Source organism: Bradyrhizobium arachidis (assembly GCF_024758505.1).
Lineage (GTDB): Bacteria > Pseudomonadota > Alphaproteobacteria > Rhizobiales > Xanthobacteraceae > Bradyrhizobium > Bradyrhizobium manausense_C.
Window position 1 is genome coordinate 4,007,365 of the sequence record NZ_CP077970.1, and the last position, 14,621, is coordinate 4,021,985.

Annotated in this window: 17 protein-coding genes and 2 tRNA genes; 11 read left to right on the forward strand and 8 right to left on the reverse strand. The window is 63.4% G+C overall.

What is annotated here, in order from left to right; translation table 11 throughout:
- Positions 1-3 precede the first annotated feature (3 nt).
- Positions 4-510, forward strand: a complete 507-nt coding sequence (locus tag KUF59_RS18245) for a hypothetical protein (protein ID WP_212458465.1) — start codon at positions 4-6, stop codon at positions 508-510.
- A gap of 68 nt (positions 511-578) precedes the next feature.
- Here the strand turns inward: KUF59_RS18245 and rlmB are convergent, their stop codons facing one another.
- Positions 579-1,409, reverse strand: a complete 831-nt coding sequence (gene rlmB / locus KUF59_RS18250) for a 23S rRNA (guanosine(2251)-2'-O)-methyltransferase RlmB (protein ID WP_212458466.1) — start codon at positions 1,407-1,409, stop codon at positions 579-581.
- 217 nt (positions 1,410-1,626) lie between these two features.
- On the opposite strand from rlmB, the gene KUF59_RS18255 reads away from it, so the two are divergent.
- Both KUF59_RS18255 and KUF59_RS18260 read left to right on the forward strand, forming a co-directional pair.
- Positions 1,627-1,712, forward strand: a tRNA-Tyr gene (locus KUF59_RS18255).
- A 140-nt stretch (positions 1,713-1,852) separates the two neighbouring features.
- Positions 1,853-2,083 (forward strand): GIY-YIG nuclease family protein, encoded by a 231-nt coding sequence (locus tag KUF59_RS18260; protein WP_258769835.1) that lies wholly within the window; start codon positions 1,853-1,855, stop codon positions 2,081-2,083.
- Between the two features lie 18 nt (positions 2,084-2,101).
- On the opposite strand, the gene KUF59_RS18265 is transcribed toward KUF59_RS18260, so the two are convergent.
- The 4 genes from KUF59_RS18265 to KUF59_RS18280 all read right to left on the reverse strand — a co-directional run bounded on the left by KUF59_RS18265 (position 2,102) and on the right by KUF59_RS18280 (position 6,670).
- Positions 2,102-3,133, reverse strand: coding sequence for an LLM class flavin-dependent oxidoreductase (locus tag KUF59_RS18265; protein ID WP_212458467.1), 1,032 nt, complete (start codon positions 3,131-3,133; stop codon positions 2,102-2,104).
- Between the two features lie 105 nt (positions 3,134-3,238).
- Positions 3,239-4,219, reverse strand: coding sequence for an NADPH:quinone oxidoreductase family protein (locus KUF59_RS18270; protein WP_212458468.1), 981 nt, complete (start codon positions 4,217-4,219; stop codon positions 3,239-3,241).
- Positions 4,220-4,330: 111 nt separating this feature from the next.
- Positions 4,331-4,576 (reverse strand): hypothetical protein, encoded by a 246-nt coding sequence (locus tag KUF59_RS18275; RefSeq protein ID WP_212458469.1) that lies wholly within the window; start codon positions 4,574-4,576, stop codon positions 4,331-4,333.
- A gap of 30 nt (positions 4,577-4,606) precedes the next feature.
- Positions 4,607-6,670, reverse strand: a complete 2,064-nt coding sequence (locus KUF59_RS18280) for an ATP-dependent helicase (RefSeq protein ID WP_212458470.1) — start codon at positions 6,668-6,670, stop codon at positions 4,607-4,609.
- A gap of 77 nt (positions 6,671-6,747) precedes the next feature.
- Here KUF59_RS18280 and KUF59_RS18285 point away from each other — a divergent pair, with 77 nt between their 5' ends.
- The gene (locus KUF59_RS18285) at positions 6,748-6,906 is read left to right on the forward strand and encodes a hypothetical protein (RefSeq protein ID WP_408918100.1); all 159 of its coding nucleotides are present in this window, start codon (positions 6,748-6,750) and stop codon (positions 6,904-6,906) included.
- A 9-nt stretch (positions 6,907-6,915) separates the two neighbouring features.
- On the opposite strand, the gene KUF59_RS18290 is transcribed toward KUF59_RS18285, so the two are convergent.
- Positions 6,916-7,302, reverse strand: a complete 387-nt coding sequence (locus KUF59_RS18290; RefSeq protein ID WP_212458471.1) for a YciI family protein — start codon at positions 7,300-7,302, stop codon at positions 6,916-6,918.
- Between the two features lie 215 nt (positions 7,303-7,517).
- Here KUF59_RS18290 and KUF59_RS18295 point away from each other — a divergent pair, with 215 nt between their 5' ends.
- Together KUF59_RS18295 and KUF59_RS18300 are read left to right on the forward strand one after the other, a co-directional pair.
- Positions 7,518-7,703, forward strand: coding sequence for a hypothetical protein (locus tag KUF59_RS18295; RefSeq protein ID WP_212458472.1), 186 nt, complete (start codon positions 7,518-7,520; stop codon positions 7,701-7,703).
- Positions 7,704-7,733: 30 nt separating this feature from the next.
- Positions 7,734-7,949, forward strand: coding sequence for a hypothetical protein (locus tag KUF59_RS18300; protein WP_212458473.1), 216 nt, complete (start codon positions 7,734-7,736; stop codon positions 7,947-7,949).
- 55 nt (positions 7,950-8,004) lie between these two features.
- Here the strand turns inward: KUF59_RS18300 and KUF59_RS18305 are convergent, their stop codons facing one another.
- On the reverse strand, positions 8,005-8,721 hold the full coding sequence (locus KUF59_RS18305) for a substrate-binding periplasmic protein (protein WP_212458474.1): 717 nt from the start codon (positions 8,719-8,721) through the stop codon (positions 8,005-8,007).
- A gap of 327 nt (positions 8,722-9,048) precedes the next feature.
- Between KUF59_RS18305 and KUF59_RS18310 the strand changes: the two genes are divergently transcribed.
- From KUF59_RS18310 to KUF59_RS18325, 4 genes are all read left to right on the forward strand, one after another.
- Positions 9,049-11,454 (forward strand): ATP-binding protein, encoded by a 2,406-nt coding sequence (locus KUF59_RS18310; RefSeq protein WP_212458475.1) that lies wholly within the window; start codon positions 9,049-9,051, stop codon positions 11,452-11,454.
- A gap of 390 nt (positions 11,455-11,844) precedes the next feature.
- Positions 11,845-11,918 (forward strand) — tRNA-Gly (locus KUF59_RS18315).
- 361 nt (positions 11,919-12,279) lie between these two features.
- Complete coding sequence (locus KUF59_RS18320) at positions 12,280-12,459, forward strand: hypothetical protein (protein ID WP_212458476.1); 180 nt, start codon at positions 12,280-12,282, stop codon at positions 12,457-12,459.
- Positions 12,460-12,644: 185 nt separating this feature from the next.
- Positions 12,645-12,920: a hypothetical protein gene (locus KUF59_RS18325; RefSeq protein ID WP_212458499.1), complete on the forward strand. Its 276-nt coding sequence runs from the start codon at positions 12,645-12,647 to the stop codon at positions 12,918-12,920.
- A gap of 185 nt (positions 12,921-13,105) precedes the next feature.
- Here the strand turns inward: KUF59_RS18325 and KUF59_RS18330 are convergent, their stop codons facing one another.
- Positions 13,106-13,297 carry a ParB N-terminal domain-containing protein gene (locus KUF59_RS18330; RefSeq protein ID WP_212458500.1) on the reverse strand — a complete coding sequence of 64 codons (192 nt, stop codon included), beginning with the start codon at positions 13,295-13,297 and terminating at the stop codon, positions 13,106-13,108.
- Positions 13,298-13,721: 424 nt separating this feature from the next.
- Between KUF59_RS18330 and KUF59_RS18335 the strand changes: the two genes are divergently transcribed.
- Entirely contained in the window at positions 13,722-14,471 is a 750-nt protein-coding gene (locus KUF59_RS18335; RefSeq protein WP_212458501.1) for a hypothetical protein, read from the forward strand.
- Positions 14,472-14,621 lie beyond the last annotated feature (150 nt).

Here is a 14,621-nt window from a genome sequence, read left to right on the forward strand (position 1 = left end):
GTAATGCGTCAGATGATTTCAGGACTGGTCGCGGCAGCCGCCGTGTTGGTCGCAGGTGCAGCCCCGGCTGCGGCTTGCGGCTGGAGTGGCTGCGCGCCCGTCGTTGCGCCGGTCTATTCGGGCTGCAACACCGGTTGCGGCGGGTATGGTTATGGCTATGGTTATGGCGCCGGCTTTGAGCGCCTCGCCGAGCCGACCTCGCAGTATTATTACGTCAACCAGGGCCCGACCTACACCGGTCCGGGCGCCTTCGCGCCGTATCCGACCTATCGGGAAGACGCTGTCGTGACGCCCGGTTACGGCTACGGCTACCGTGCGCGCCCGTACGGTTATGGCTATGGCGCGGCCGCGGTCGCTCCCTACCGTCCGTATTATCGTCCGTATCGCTATGGCTACGGACCGCGCGTCGGCTACCTGCCGCGCGTCTCCTACGGCCCGCGCTATGGCTACGCGCATCGCCACGCGCCCGGCTACTATTACGGCCACCGCGTGCTGCGCCGCTATTACTGATCGCCCGATCGGTTGAGCTGATTTCGAAGCGCCCGTTCGCATCATGCGGACGGGCGCTTTCGTTTGCGCTAGCGCTTCATCAATCCAAGCCGGCTCGCGCCGACATAAAGCGACAGCACCGCGGCGTTCGAGACGTTGAGGCTCTTGATCTCGCCGGGCATGTCGAGCCGCGCCACCACGCTGCAGGTCTCGCGCGTCAATTGCCGCAGGCCCTTGCCCTCGGCGCCCAGCACCAGCGCCAGCGGTTCGCGCAGCGCAACTTCGCTCAAATCTTCCGAACCCTCGCTGTCGAGCCCGACGGTCTGAAAACCGCGATCGTTCAACGCCGTCAGCGCGCGGGCGAGATTTTGCACGGTCACAACAGGCACCAGCTCGAGCGCGCCTGAGGCGGCCTTCGCCAGCACGCCGGTAGCCTCGGGGCTATGGCGCGCGGTGGTGACGATCGCCTTCACTGCAAAGGCCGCGGCCGAGCGCAGGATGGCGCCGACATTGTGCGGGTCGGTGATCTGGTCGAGCACCAGCACCATACCCTCCGGCGCGAGCGTCTCGATGTCAGGCGAGGGCAGTGGATCGGCCTCCGCCAGCAGACCCTGATGCACGGCGTCCGGCGACAGCAGCCGGTCGATCTCCTGGGGCCGGACGATCTCGGGCGTGATCCGGGTCGGGATGTTTTCCTCGGTGAGCCGCCGGGCGGCGTTCTCGGTCAGGATCAGCTTGCGGATCCGCCTGGCCGGGTTGGCAAGCGCCAGGGTCACGGTGTGCCAGCCGTACAGGATGGCAGGGCCGTCGGATCCCGAATCGCGCTCGCGCCAGGCCGGGCGGCCGGCCGATTTCTCGGCCTTTTTGAAGGGCTTACCGTCGCGGCGGCGGCCCTTGGGAGCGAATTTTCGATCGTTCATGGCTGCGCTTGTGTCACGGGTTCCGGAATATGGCAATTTGGCCGTCCCCAGAGGCCATTATGGACGATTTTCCCCGAACGCCTCGGTTGACTTTGCCCTGCCGCATCGCCCATAAACGCGCCCGGTCGCGCCCCGATCCGGGTTGTTGCGGCCTTCACGTTCCATGGCCGTTTTCGGTCCGCCGGCAAGGTCCGGCCCGATAGTGCTGCCGTCGAGCGGGGGAGTGTCCCGAGTGGCAAAGGGAGCTGACTGTAAATCAGCCGCCTCATGGCTTCGCAGGTTCGAGTCCTGCCTCCCCCACCAGCCTTCGCTCGCTTCGCGAGCTACGGCTCGGCAGGCCAGCTCAGGCGGTCGTGGCGCGAAGCGAGCGAAGGCTGCCGCGCCGTAGCCCGAAAGGGCGTAGGCGGGCTTAGAGACCTCCGGAAGATGCTCGCATGATCTAAGTGTACATTCTCAGGAGCACGAGCGATCCAAATCGCTTCTACGTCGGTCTCACGTCCGACCTTCGGGCTCGTCTCAAAAAGCACAACGCTGGTGAAGTCCCGCACACATCGAAGTTCACGCCGTGGGAGCTCAAGACCTATGTCGCGTTTTCTGACGAGCAGCAGGCGATTGCGTTCGAGAAATATCTAAAGTCAGCTTCGGGACGCGCATTCGCCAAGAAGCGACTTTGAGCGCAACTCGGGTCGCGCTCACCCCACCATCTCTCTCACCATCGGCACCACCTTCCTCCCATAGAGTTCGATGCTCCGCATCAGCTTCTCATGCGGCAGGGGACCCGCTGAATACTTCAACTGAAACCGCGCAATGCCGAGCGCCTTCGCCGTCGCTGCAATCTTGCGTGCGACTGTCTCCGGCGAGCCGACATAGAGCGAGCCGTGATCGGCTTCATTGACGAACTCGTCGCGGCCCATCGGCGGCCAGCCGCGCTCCTTGCCGATGCGGTCGCGCATGGTCTTGTAGTCGCTCCAGAGCTCTTCGCGCGCCTGATCGTCGGTCTCCGCGACGTAGCCCGGTGAATGCACGCCGATCGGTTTTGGCGTCCGGCCGAACTCCCTGGAGGCGCGGTGGTAGAGCTCGACATAGGGCGCAAAGCGCGCGGGATCGCCGCCGATGATCGCGAGCATCAGGGGCAGGTCGTAATGCGCGGCGCGCACCACCGATTGCGGGCTGCCGCCGACGCCGATCCACGTCTTCAGCGTGCCGGTCTCGACCGGCGGAAACACGCGCTGGTTCTGCAGCGGCGGGCGCAGATTGCCCTGCCAGCTCACCGGCTCCTGCTTCAGGAGCGCCGCGAACAGGTCGAGCTTTTCCTCGAACAGCTCTTCGTAGGATCGCAGGTCGAAGCCGAACAGCGGAAAGGATTCCGTGAACGAGCCGCGGCCAAGGATCACCTCGGCGCGGCCGCCCGAGACCGCATCGAGCGTGGCAAAGCGCTGAAACACGCGGATCGGATCGTCCGAGCTCAGCACGGTCACCGCAGAACCAAGATGGATGCGCTTGGTGCGCGCGGCGATCGCCGCAAGCACGGTTTCGGGCGAGGAGATTGCAAAATCCGAGCGGTGGTGCTCGCCGAGCCCGATGAAGTCGATGCCGAGCTCGTCGGCCAGCACCGCCTCGTCCACGACGTTGCGGATCACCTGCGCGTACGGCAACAGCGCGCCGTTCGCGTCCCTGGTGACGTCGCCAAAGGTATCCAGTCCGAGCTCGAGCGGTTTGGTCATTGATCAGATCTCTGTCGGGAAGAACCCGAGAGATAAGGGACCGCTGACCAGCCGCAAGATCGTGACGGGAAATGCTCGGTTTCCGTTCGTGAACCCAATTCGCGTTTAGGACGAGATCCGCACCACCATCTTGCCGAGCGCGTCGCGCGTCTGCATCGCCTTGAAGGCGTCGCGAAAATCCGCGAATGCGAACACCCGGCCGACCACGGGTTTGAGCTTGCCCTCGGCGAGCCAGCTCGTCAGCTCGGCCATCAGGCGCTTCTGGACGTCGGGCTCGCGTGTCGGAATCTGCGCGAGGTCGACGCCGAGCAGCGCGCCGCCCTTGAGCAGCGGCAGGTTGAACGGCAGCGCCGGAATGCTGCCCGCTGCGAACCCGACCACGAGATGCCGACCGCGCCAGGCGATCGAGCGAAATGCCTGCACCGAGATCTCGCCGCCGACGGGATCGAAGATGACGTCGGCGCCGTGGCCGCCGGTCAGCTCCTTCAGCGCGTCGCGCCAATTCGGCTGCGTGTAGTCGATGACGGCGTCGGCGCCGTGCGCCCGCGCAAAGTCGCGCTTCTCCGGCGTGGAAGCCGCGGCGATGACGCGCGCGCCGAGCAGCCTGCCGATCTGCACTGCGGCAATGCCGACGCCGCCGGCCGCGCCCAGCACGAGGAGCTGCTCGCCCGCCGCCAGCATGGCGCGCGCGCTGAGCGCGTAATGCGCGGTCAGGTAATTGGCGCGGAAGGAGGCCCCGACCTCCGCCGCAACAGCGTCGGGCAGCGGGTGCACCGCCTCGGCATTGACGGTGATGTATTCGGCGAGCGCCCCCGATCGCGCCATGCCCATCACGCGCATGCCGGGCACATAGCCCGCAGCGTTGTCGGGAGCTTCGTCGACCACGCCGGCAAACTCCGTTCCGGGTGTGAAGGGCAGGGGATCCTTGGTCTGGTACAGTCCCTGAACCTTCAAGCCGTCGACAAATCCGATTCCGGCAGCGTGAACCTTGATCCGCAATTGTCCCGCCGCGACGGGCGGCATCGGGACGTCCTTGAGCTCGATTTGATCGATCGGCGCGTATTGTTCGACGACGACGGCTTTCAAGTGAGGCCTCCTGCAAGGTCCGGTGCGCAGGCTAGGGCGGAACCCGCCCGCATCTCCTCCGCCAGCAAACCCGCGGCCCACGCCGATATCTTGCGTCGTCGCGTCGCGATGTCAGAACGTGAATTTCTCGGCCATCTCGCCGGCGCTGCGCGAGCGCAGGACGCGGCGGCGCAACTGCTTGAGCCCGTCGATCTCGGCGTCGATCGCCTGGATCGCCTTCATCTGCTGCTGGCGAAGCGCGCGCCGGTCCCTGATGTGGACCATGGTCTGGTCCTTCGACTTCTGGAGCACGTCACGGGCAAGCCGCCGAAGAGCATCGAGCTGCGCCACAATCTCTTTCTTGCCTGTGTTTGCCATCAATCTGCTCCTTGATGAATTGGTCGGCGTCTACCGCCACATCCCCCGCATGCGCGCGCCGACGTCGATCCTCGGCCCTTGCGCGGCCGTCCGTGCCTGACCGCTTGCCGCTTGCGGCCAGCTCGTTCGCTCGAACAGCGGTACCAGCGCCTCCGGAATGAAGCGGGTGCGCGAGGCATAGACGTGGCGGTCGCCTTGCGCGGCCTGGCCGTGGGTGAAGAAGCGTTGCGGTACCACCAGGTGCAGATCGTCCTTGGCGCGCGTCATCGCGACATAGAGCAGGCGGCGCTCCTCCTCGATCTCAGCGCTCGTGCCGGTTCCGAGGTCGGACGGCATGCAGCCGTCGACGACATTGAGCACGTAGACCGACTTCCATTCCTGGCCTTTTGCGGAATGGATGGTCGACAGGATCAGGTAGTCTTCGTCGAGCAGGGGAACGCCGGCCTGGTCGCTGGTGGCATCAGGCGGGTCGAGCGTCAGCTCGGTCAGGAACTTTTCGCGCGAGACGTAGCCGCCGGCGATCTGCTCGAGCTGCACCAGATCGGCGCGGCGCGTCTCGGAATCCTCGTGGATGCGATCCAAATGCGGCTCGTACCAGAGCCGCGCGCGATCGAGATCGGCGGGCCATTCGGAATAGCGCAGATTCTCGATTGCTTGGATGAACGCCGTCCAGTCGGCACCGGCACGAGGCGGGGCAGGGAGCTGGCAGAGCGCATGGATCGGATTGGCGCTCTCGGCCATCTGGTCGAGCACGCGTTGCGCGGTCGCCGGTCCCACGCCCGGCAAGAGATGGAGAATGCGAAAGCCGGCGACGCGGTCGCGCGGGTTCTCGACGAAGCGCAGCAGCGCCAGCATGTCCTTGACGTGGGCGGCGTCGAGAAACTTCAGCCCGCCGAACTTCACGAAGGGGATGTTACGGCGGGTCAGCTCGACTTCGAGCGGCCCGCTATGCGACGAGGTACGGAACAGCACCGCCTGGTGTTTCAACAGCGAGCCCTGTTCGCGGTTGGCGAGCACCTGCTCGACGATGTAGCGCGCCTGCTCGGCCTCGTCGCGCAACGAGACGAGCTGCGGCTTCTGGGAGGAGGTGCGGTCGGTCCAGAGGTTTTTGGTGAACCGCTCCTTGGACAAGCCGATGACGCCGTTGGCCGCCGACAGAACCGGCTGCGTCGAGCGGTAATTGCGGTCGAGCGTGACGATCTCCGCGCGCGGCGAGAATTGTTGCGGGAATTCGAGGATGTTGCGCACGGTCGCCGCGCGAAACGAATAGATCGACTGCGCGTCGTCGCCGACGACGGTGAGCCCGCGTCCCTCCGGCTTCAGCGCCAGCAGGACCGAGGATTGCAGGCGGTTGGTGTCCTGATATTCGTCGACCAGCACGTGATCGAAGCGGCTGCCGATCTCCTCGGCAATCAGCGCATCGCTCATCATCTGCGCCCAGTAGAGCAGCAGGTCGTCATAATCGAGCACGTGCTGCGCCTGCTTGGCCTCGACATAGCTGGCAAACAAGCCCTTCAGTTCCGCCGCCCAGCCCGAGCACCAGGGATAATGCTGTCCGAGCACCTTCTCGATCGCCATCTCGGCATTGACGCAGCGGGAATAGATCGAGAGACAAGTGCCCTTGGCGGGAAAGCGGTTTTGCGTTTTCGAAAGGCCGCATTCGTGCCGCACCAAATTCATGAGGTCGGCGGAGTCCTCGCGGTCGTGGATGGTGAAGGCGGGATCGATGCCGATCCGCTCGGCGTATTCGCGGAGCAGCCGTGCGCCGATTCCGTGGAAGGTGCCGGCCCAGGTCAGCGCATCGCGCATCACAGCGGCCTTGTTCTCGCCGAGCACCTTGCGTGCGATGCGCTCGACGCGGGATGCCATCTCGGCCGCGGCGCGCCGCGAAAAGGTCATGAGCAGGATGCGGCGCGGGTCGGCGCCGGCGACGATCAAATGGGCGACCCGGTGGGCGAGCGTGTTGGTCTTGCCGGAGCCGGCACCGGCAATGACGAGGAGGGGGCCGCCGACCGTGCCGCCGTCGCCCACGCCATGCTCGACGGCGCGGCGCTGCTCGCCATTGAGCGTATCCAGATATGTCGCCGCCGCCACGAATCGCCCCCCTGAGAGTGGGCCAGAATCGGCGATATCAGGCCAATCTGCAATCCGGCTGGACGCCGGGCGGGGGGATGGCGCAACGAATTCATGGCCGCGCTCTTCCGCTGCTGGTGTTCGTGCCAGGCACGGCGGTAGCGGCGGTCGCGCCGCAATACGCGCCCTATCTGTGGTTCCTGGCTTTTGGCGGGCTTTTGATTCAGCGCATTGTCACGTCGGGACCGGCGAAGTAGCGCCGTCCGTCATTTTTCGGCCGGTGTCGCGCCAAACCCGTCGGCCGGCACGAAAAGCTTAACCGGGCGGATTTCGTAGACCGCAGTCGGATTGACCTGACGCAGCCTCCGCACCGCGGCGATCACTTCATCTTCCGTGTCGAATTCCAGAAGATGGAAGCCCAGAAGCTGCTCCTTGGTCTCGGCAAACGGGCCGTCCAGCACCATGCCCGCGCCGGGGCCGCGCACGGTGCGGGCCTTTTTGGTGTCATCCAGACGCGCGGCCGGCCCAAGATGTCCGCTTGCTCTCAGGGGCGCCTGAACCTCGATGACTTTGGCGACGACCGCGGCGTCCTCTTCCGGCGTCCAGGACAAAAGCTCGCTTTCCACGTGATAGGCCAGAATGGCGTAGAGCATCGTTACCTCGTCTGTTTTTTGCGCATCCGCGCGCACTGAGGACGTATCACGCAGGCCGTCCCCGACAACCCGCGGACACGAAATATTGCGTCGTTGTGCCGTGACGAAACAATCCTGAAACCCGATTGTCTGCCGCGTGTGTGAACGCGACGCACAACCGTCGCGACTGATAGCCACTGAGAACGCTGCACAAAGCAGCGGCAGCGGAGGCGGCAATGTCAGGTCGAAGCATCAAGATCATCTGTGACGCACGGCGATCGGCGCAATCCGATTCGGGCGATCTGCACGACCAGAGCGGCCACCATCGCTACTATGGCAGCTCGGCCTCGAACGGCGGCGAGCAGATCGTCGAGAGCCGGCGGGGCAAGCGGCCGCGGTCGCTCAACGTGTGCGGCTTCTGATTGCGCCGCCGCTGAGAGAGCTCGCTCGACATGACCCTTTCGACCGTGCTGATTGCTGCAATTCCCTTCGTTCTATCTCTTGCAAGCAGGACCAACCAGGCAATCGCGCCCTGCGCGGTGACCAGCGTGTTCACGCTGCTTTTGAGTGCCGACTTCGAGCGCGCCGCACTGGCCTGGTTCATCGGCATGCTGATTGCGATCGTGGCGATCCGCGAGCGGCTTCGCCTGATCTCGTTCTGGCCCTAGAGACGCAAACAAGAATCTGGAGCCCCGTTCCGATACCATCGGAACGGAAAAGGCTCTAGCGATCGCCCAGCACCTGATTGACCAGTGATGCCCGCAGTTGCGCCAGTTCGCCGCTGGCCTCCATGTCCGCGATCGCCTTGCCGACCTTCGGGACGAGATCGCGGTGCCGCTCGTGCAAATAATGATGGATGTAGATGCGCTGCAATGGCGGGGAGAGCGGATAGATGCGGGCCTCCAGATTGAGCTTCCGCACCGCGACCAGCCCGCTGAACAGATCGGTCACGATCAGGTCGAAGCGGTCGGCATCGAGCATCTGGATCATATTCTCCAGGCTCGTTGTCGCGGTGACGCGGCTCATGCCCCGCGTGCCGGCCTCCGACGAACCGACGCCGCGCACGATGCCGATGCTGTAGTCCTTGATCGAATCCCAGCCGGCGACGTCGAAGCGAAGCCTGGTGGTGAAGACCGAGGGTTCGATAAAGTTGATCGGTGGCGAGATCTGCACCAGCGTCGGATAGTCTTTTGAGAGGTTGGCGATTCTCTGGATCTCGCCGTCGAGCTCGCCGGCGCTCGAGAGCGCGAGTGCGCGCTTGCCGGGGACGTCCTCGAATTCGAGCTTGATGTTCAGACGCGCGTAGACCTCCCGCAGCATTTCGCCGCCGACATATTGATCCGGGATGTCGGCGATTCGCGCGAGCCGGATCACCGATTGGGCCTGCGTCGGGCTACCTTGAAGCAGCAGCAGCGTCCCGATTAGAAATGTTCGCCACATCACGCGTCTCCTTGTCCGTCCATTGCTACCGCTGGATTGAGGGATCAACGCGATCTACCGGAAGGTGGTCCCTTTCCGGGACCGCCTTCAGCCCGCCGCAGCGGGCGGCTCCGAACTTTCACCGATGTCAATTTAGCACGCCCGGTGCTAGTTTGTGACGGCTTCCTGCCGCTGGGCGGAACATTTGACCCCCGACGAGCCAATTGCACAGGGACCGGCAGGGAGGCTATGCGAGCAGGTCTTGAAGGAGTGGGCCGAATGTTGGCTTGCTAGAGGCTGCGTGGGGCTGGCCTCGGCAGGGATGCCGCCATCACGGGGGAGCGGTGCATGGGCAGTGGAGGAGAGAACGACCTCGGCCGCAAGCGCGTCGTTGCGCCGGCGGCGTCGAAGGACGAGTTGAGCGGTATCGGAGCGCCGATCGTGCAGCCGCTTCTCACTGCGCGTTTGTCCCGAGTTTTCAACTGGCTTGGCGGCGGCATCGGCCCGCGCCTTTTGGCCGCGGTGCTCTTGTTCAGCTCGCTCGTGACGCTGACCCTGACAGCGTTGCAGCTCTATCTGGACTATAATCGCGAGGTGAACGTCATCGAGACGCGCCTCGACGAAATCGGCCGAAGCTATCTCGGCAGTCTCGGCGAAAGCCTGTGGAGCCTCGATCAGAATCAGCTCAAGCTCCAGCTCAACGGCATCTTGCGCCTGCCCGATATTAGCGCCGTCGAGATTCGCGAGATCGCCGACCGTCCCAATCCCATCCGCATCGCGGTCGGCGAATCCGCGACTCGCTCGGCGCTCGAACGGGACTATCCGCTCACCTATGTCGTGGCCGGGACCAGTCGGCAGATCGGCGTGCTCCAGGTGCGGGCAACGCTGACGGAGGTGTATCGGCAACTCGTCAACCGGGGGCTGGTGATCCTGGCCAGTCAGGCGGCAAAAACCTTCCTGGTCTCGTTCTTCATCATATACATGTTCTACCTGCTGGTGACCCGGCATCTCGTCGCCATCGCCGGCTTTGTCAGCAAATACAATTTGGTGCGGCCGCCGCCGCCGCTTCAGCTCGACCGCCGGCCGCCGCGCAATCCGGACGAGCTCGACAAGATGATCGATGCGTTCAACGCCATGTGCGCGAGCCTGCAGCGCGCCTATGGCGATCTGCGCCAGGCCAACACCCAGCTCGAACGCGACCTCGTGATCCGGCAGCGCGCCGAGGAGGACGCGCGGCAAAGCGAACAGCGTTTTCGCGACTATGCCGAGACCGCGTCCGACTGGTTCTGGGAGACCGGGCCCGACCACGTGTTCACCTATATCTCGGACCGCGCAAACGCCTTCGGCATCGGCGGCAACTACGTGATCGGCAGACGCCGTGGCGACACCGCGGCCGACCGTGACAGCGAGCCGCAGAAATGGCTCGACCATATGGCCTTGCTTGATAGGCACGAGCCGTTCCGGAAGTTCGAGTACCGTGGCCGCGACGCCGCAGGACGCATCCGTCATGTCAGCGTCAACGGCCAGCCGGTCTTCGCGGATGACGGCCGCTTCCTCGGCTATCGCGGATCGGCCACCGACCTCACCGAGCAGCACGAGACCGAGGAGCGGCTACGACAGGCGCAAAAGATGGACGCTATCGGGCAGCTCACCGGCGGCGTCGCGCACGACTTCAACAACGTGCTCACAGTCATCACCGGCACGATCGAGATCCTCCAGGAGGGGCTCGCCGACAAGCCGCAGCTTGCCGCGATCGCCCAGCTCATCGACGATGCGGCGACGCGCGGCGCCGAGATCACCTCGCAGCTCCTGACCTTTGCCCGCCGCCAGCCGCTCGATCCCCGCGAGATCGACGTCAACGGTCTCGTGCGCGAGACGGCGCGGCTGCTCAAGCCGATCCTCGGCGAGCACATCAACATCGAGACGGCGCTCGCTGAGGACGCGTGGTGCGCGATGGCCGATCCCTCGCAGCTCTCCTCGGCAATCGTCAATCTGGCCGTCAACGCACGCGATGCGATGCCGGGCGGCGGCAAGCTGAGGCTGGAGACCGGCAATCTGGCGTTCGCGTCGATCGCGGACTCCGGCGACGGCGAGGTTCGGCCGGGCGAATTCGTGATGGTCGCCGTCACCGATACCGGCCATGGCATCCCCGCCGAGATCCGCGACCGCGTGTTCGAGCCGTTCTTCACCACCAAGGGGATCGGGCACGGCACGGGGCTCGGCCTCAGCATGGTCTTCGGCTTTGCCAAGCAGACCGGCGGCACCGTCACGATCGAGAGCGAGGAAGGCCGCGGCACGGTGGTAAGACTGTTTCTGCCGCGTTCGGTGGGACAGGCGGCGGTGCGCGCCGAGCCGCTGCAGGCGCCCGGTCCGTCGCGCGGACACGAGACCATCCTCGTGGTCGAGGACGACCCGCTGGTGCAGGGCTATGTGATCGCCCAGCTCGGCAGCCTCGGCTACCGCACGCTGGTCGCCGGCGACGGCGCGGCCGCGCTCGCGTTCGTCGATCAGGGCGCCAAGTTCGATCTCCTGTTCACCGACATGATCATGCCGGGCGGCATGAATGGAAAGGAACTGGCGGATACGATCCGGGCGCGCCGCACCGGCGTGAAAGTGCTGTTCACCTCGGGCTACACCGACAACACCCTCATGCATGAGGGCCACCTCGATCCCGGCGTGGCGCTGCTTCAAAAGCCCTACCGGAAGATGGAGCTGTCGCAGAAGCTCCGCGAGGTGCTGGGCGGGCCCGGCTAAAGCGTTTTTCGAGCGAAGTGGACGCCGGTTCGCATAAAGAAAACGCGTCAGAACTAGATCTAGATCGTCCAAAAGAAAAGGCGCGGCGGGAGTGACCCCGTCGCGCCCGATTTCTTGTCTCGCTGGTCCAGGGCTGAGAGCGCCCCGATGCCAGGCTCTCATGCGAGAAGCTTAGCGGGCGATCCCAGCGAGGTGACAGCGCTTGAGATAAGACACTGGATCACCTCCTTTCGTTGGTTTCGGGAGACTTTAATATAGGGCGCAGCCGCGCCGGTGTTAAGGCCGCAATCGCAAGGGTTTAGGGCCGGAACCGGGACTGTTGCCAAGTTGCCTGTCAAGTTGCGTCGGCGGTTGAGGCGGCCGTCCTGCCGTGTTAGGTGATCCCAAGATGCGGGTGTAGCTCAATGGTAGAGCAGCAGCCTTCCAAGCTGAATACGAGGGTTCGATTCCCTTCACCCGCTCCAATGATTTCAATGCCTTAAACTGGCAACGTATTCTACTTCCGACAAGGCTAGGCTGAACACTTCCGACAAAGTCTTCTCGCTCTGTTCACAGCGGCGCTGCTGATAGAGCAGTCGCTGTTGGTTCAAACCCGTGGCCACGCGCCTCAAGCTACACGATCAGAAGAATCTTCTGGTCGAGGGCAGGGGGAGGGAAAAATTCGCGGAAAGCATGCTTATGCAAATGAAGCATCGTGCCGATCATTCCGGCCGCGATGTAGCCTCGTTGCTCCGATAATCTAGGCCGTCACCAGGATCGATGGAGGTCGATATAATGTCTCACAGAGCAAAGGAGGTAATGGGGACATCAGTACCGGACCGCTGGATGGCGGAGATCACCTATTTGGATGGCAGACCACAACAGACGACTGAGTTCGAGGAATTGGAGGACCTCGACGAGATTGTGGAGAGGGGACCCGACTGGAATACGATCGACAAGATCGTCATCACTCTTAATCGCCCGGAGGCACCTAGCGAGCTCTTTAAGGAGCTGTTCGGAAAGTAACGCGCAGCGTTCGGTGCGCCACCCCAACAGCCGACGTCCGCGCCTGAGGGCGTGACCCTCCGGCAAGGTGTGGTCGGGTTGTCTTGGGTCCTTTAGGCCCCCGGGCACGCGGGGTACGCGCCATCGCAGGCCCTCAGCGCATTTGCATTTTTCGATTTCCGGCTTTCCTATGCTGAAATTCCGCTTTGAAAGATTTCACCAAGATGCGGCGCGTTCCTCTGGTCGAAGCGATAATGGAAGGCTGGTCGAGGCTCGATGCCGGGCAGCGCGAGAGGTTTTTTCAGGCGTTCCTGGCGGCGGCGCTGCGGCTCGATCAGCTCGCTCTGCGCGCGTGGCTTCGACGTCGGCTCAAGAACCCACCGCTCGCCGCTCCGATCGATCTGGCCCGCTTGATAGGGGGCATCGACATTGCCCTTGTCCTGAGGGCGGCGGGCGAAGCTGATCCCGCCGCCGACCGGTGATGATCCCTACGAGGACGAAGCCTACCGGTTGTGGGCGATCAAGCAGCAGGGTAAGTGACCGAGACATTATCGTCCGTCGTCCTGCCAAAGCCCCCCTTTAACGACAGCACTGATGACCCGAAGCGGGTCACTTCCGCAGCGTTTGTCTGCTGCTGATCCAAACAACGATACGCTCGGCGAGCGGCTTAGGCTGGACGTCGAAGAGAACTTCCATAATGCTTGAAGAAGTTATCAAGCTTCACTGGTTCGCCGGTATCTCGCCAGAACAGTTTTTTACCAAGGCTGGCCGCCACCGCGAGGCGGTGGTGGCCGCCGATTAGAGTATGGTCATCGGATGCTGTGGCGATGATCTCGCCGTCTTCGTCCACGATTTTCATGTGCTGCCTCCAATCCAGCGCGCGGTCAGCGCCGCGATGGTGCGCAATCCATCTAAACCTCGTGCCGGTCCCGGCGTTCCAATCCATGAAGGTCACTGCTTCCGTATTCGACAAACGCCATATCGCGCACCGCACTTTGTGTACCGATCTGTATAAAATTAAGTCGGGAATGCGCGATTGCAAATATCCTCAAAGGGCGCGGTCGCGCGGTCCCCCCGGAGGGTCACGCGCTCCACAGAACCTTGGCGACCGATTGCGGAGGGAGCGCCATCTTTCGACGGTCTATGTCGCGGGCGTTTGACCCCCTAGACAAACGCGGGAGGCGGATCGAGTTTCACTCCGTCGGGGCATCGAGTTGGTCAGATATATATGTATATCTCGACAGAGCCGTTCCCGTTCGCAGCGACAACATTAGGTCATGCCAATGAAACGCGATCCTTTCCAGCAAGAAGTCCGCAAGCTCCAGATAGAAGTTTCGGTAGGAGGCGCGGAAACGAATTTCACGTTGCCGCAGCGCGTGGGCTCTCGGATTGTGCGCGAGCTGAGCCAAGCCTTACCGCCGATGATCTTCTTCTTCGTCGGTTTCAACTTCATTGTTCTGACGACAAACCTCCTAGTCGCCCACTATGCCGTCGCCGTCAGTAATTTCATGCTTGCTACAGTGGCCGCGCTTGTCGTCGGCAAGGCCGTGATCACTGCGAACACGATGCCATTCATCAGGATCTTCGACCGGGCTCCGCTCATCCAACCAATCCTGTTCAAGACGGCCATCTATTGGGTTGCGACCGTAATTGCGCGGTTGGTCGAGCGTTTCGTGCGTTTCTCGGTAATTGAAGGGAACTGGCCGGGTGATTTCGCGACCTATCTGATCTCCGACTTCGCTTGGCAGCGCTTCAGCGCGATTTCCCTTTGGATATTGGTGCTCTTTTTGATCTACGTCACTGCGTCGGAATTCAGCCATCTCTTGGGAACGGCGGAAATGCGGCGGCTTTTTTTCGCCTATAGACCATCCGAGTTGCAGTTGAACAGGCGTCAACGCGCTCGGGAGCTCATCCGCTTGCACCGGCTCGCGGACGAACATGAGCTTGCCGAATTTCGCGATCCCGGCAGCGTTGCGCACCACCAACTCGTGGAAATCATGGAGCGTCTCGCGCGAGCGCCGAAGCCCGCTTGACGGTGACGACCTGCTGACCACTGGGCATCAATCGTAGCGCTCCAGCGTCCCCAGTAACGCGCCTCAGGCGGCGGGGCACAAGGCCATAAGGAAGGCCGCAAAGCCGGGGATAGTGGCCTCGCCTCGCGTGGTCGGAGATCGTCACGAGGC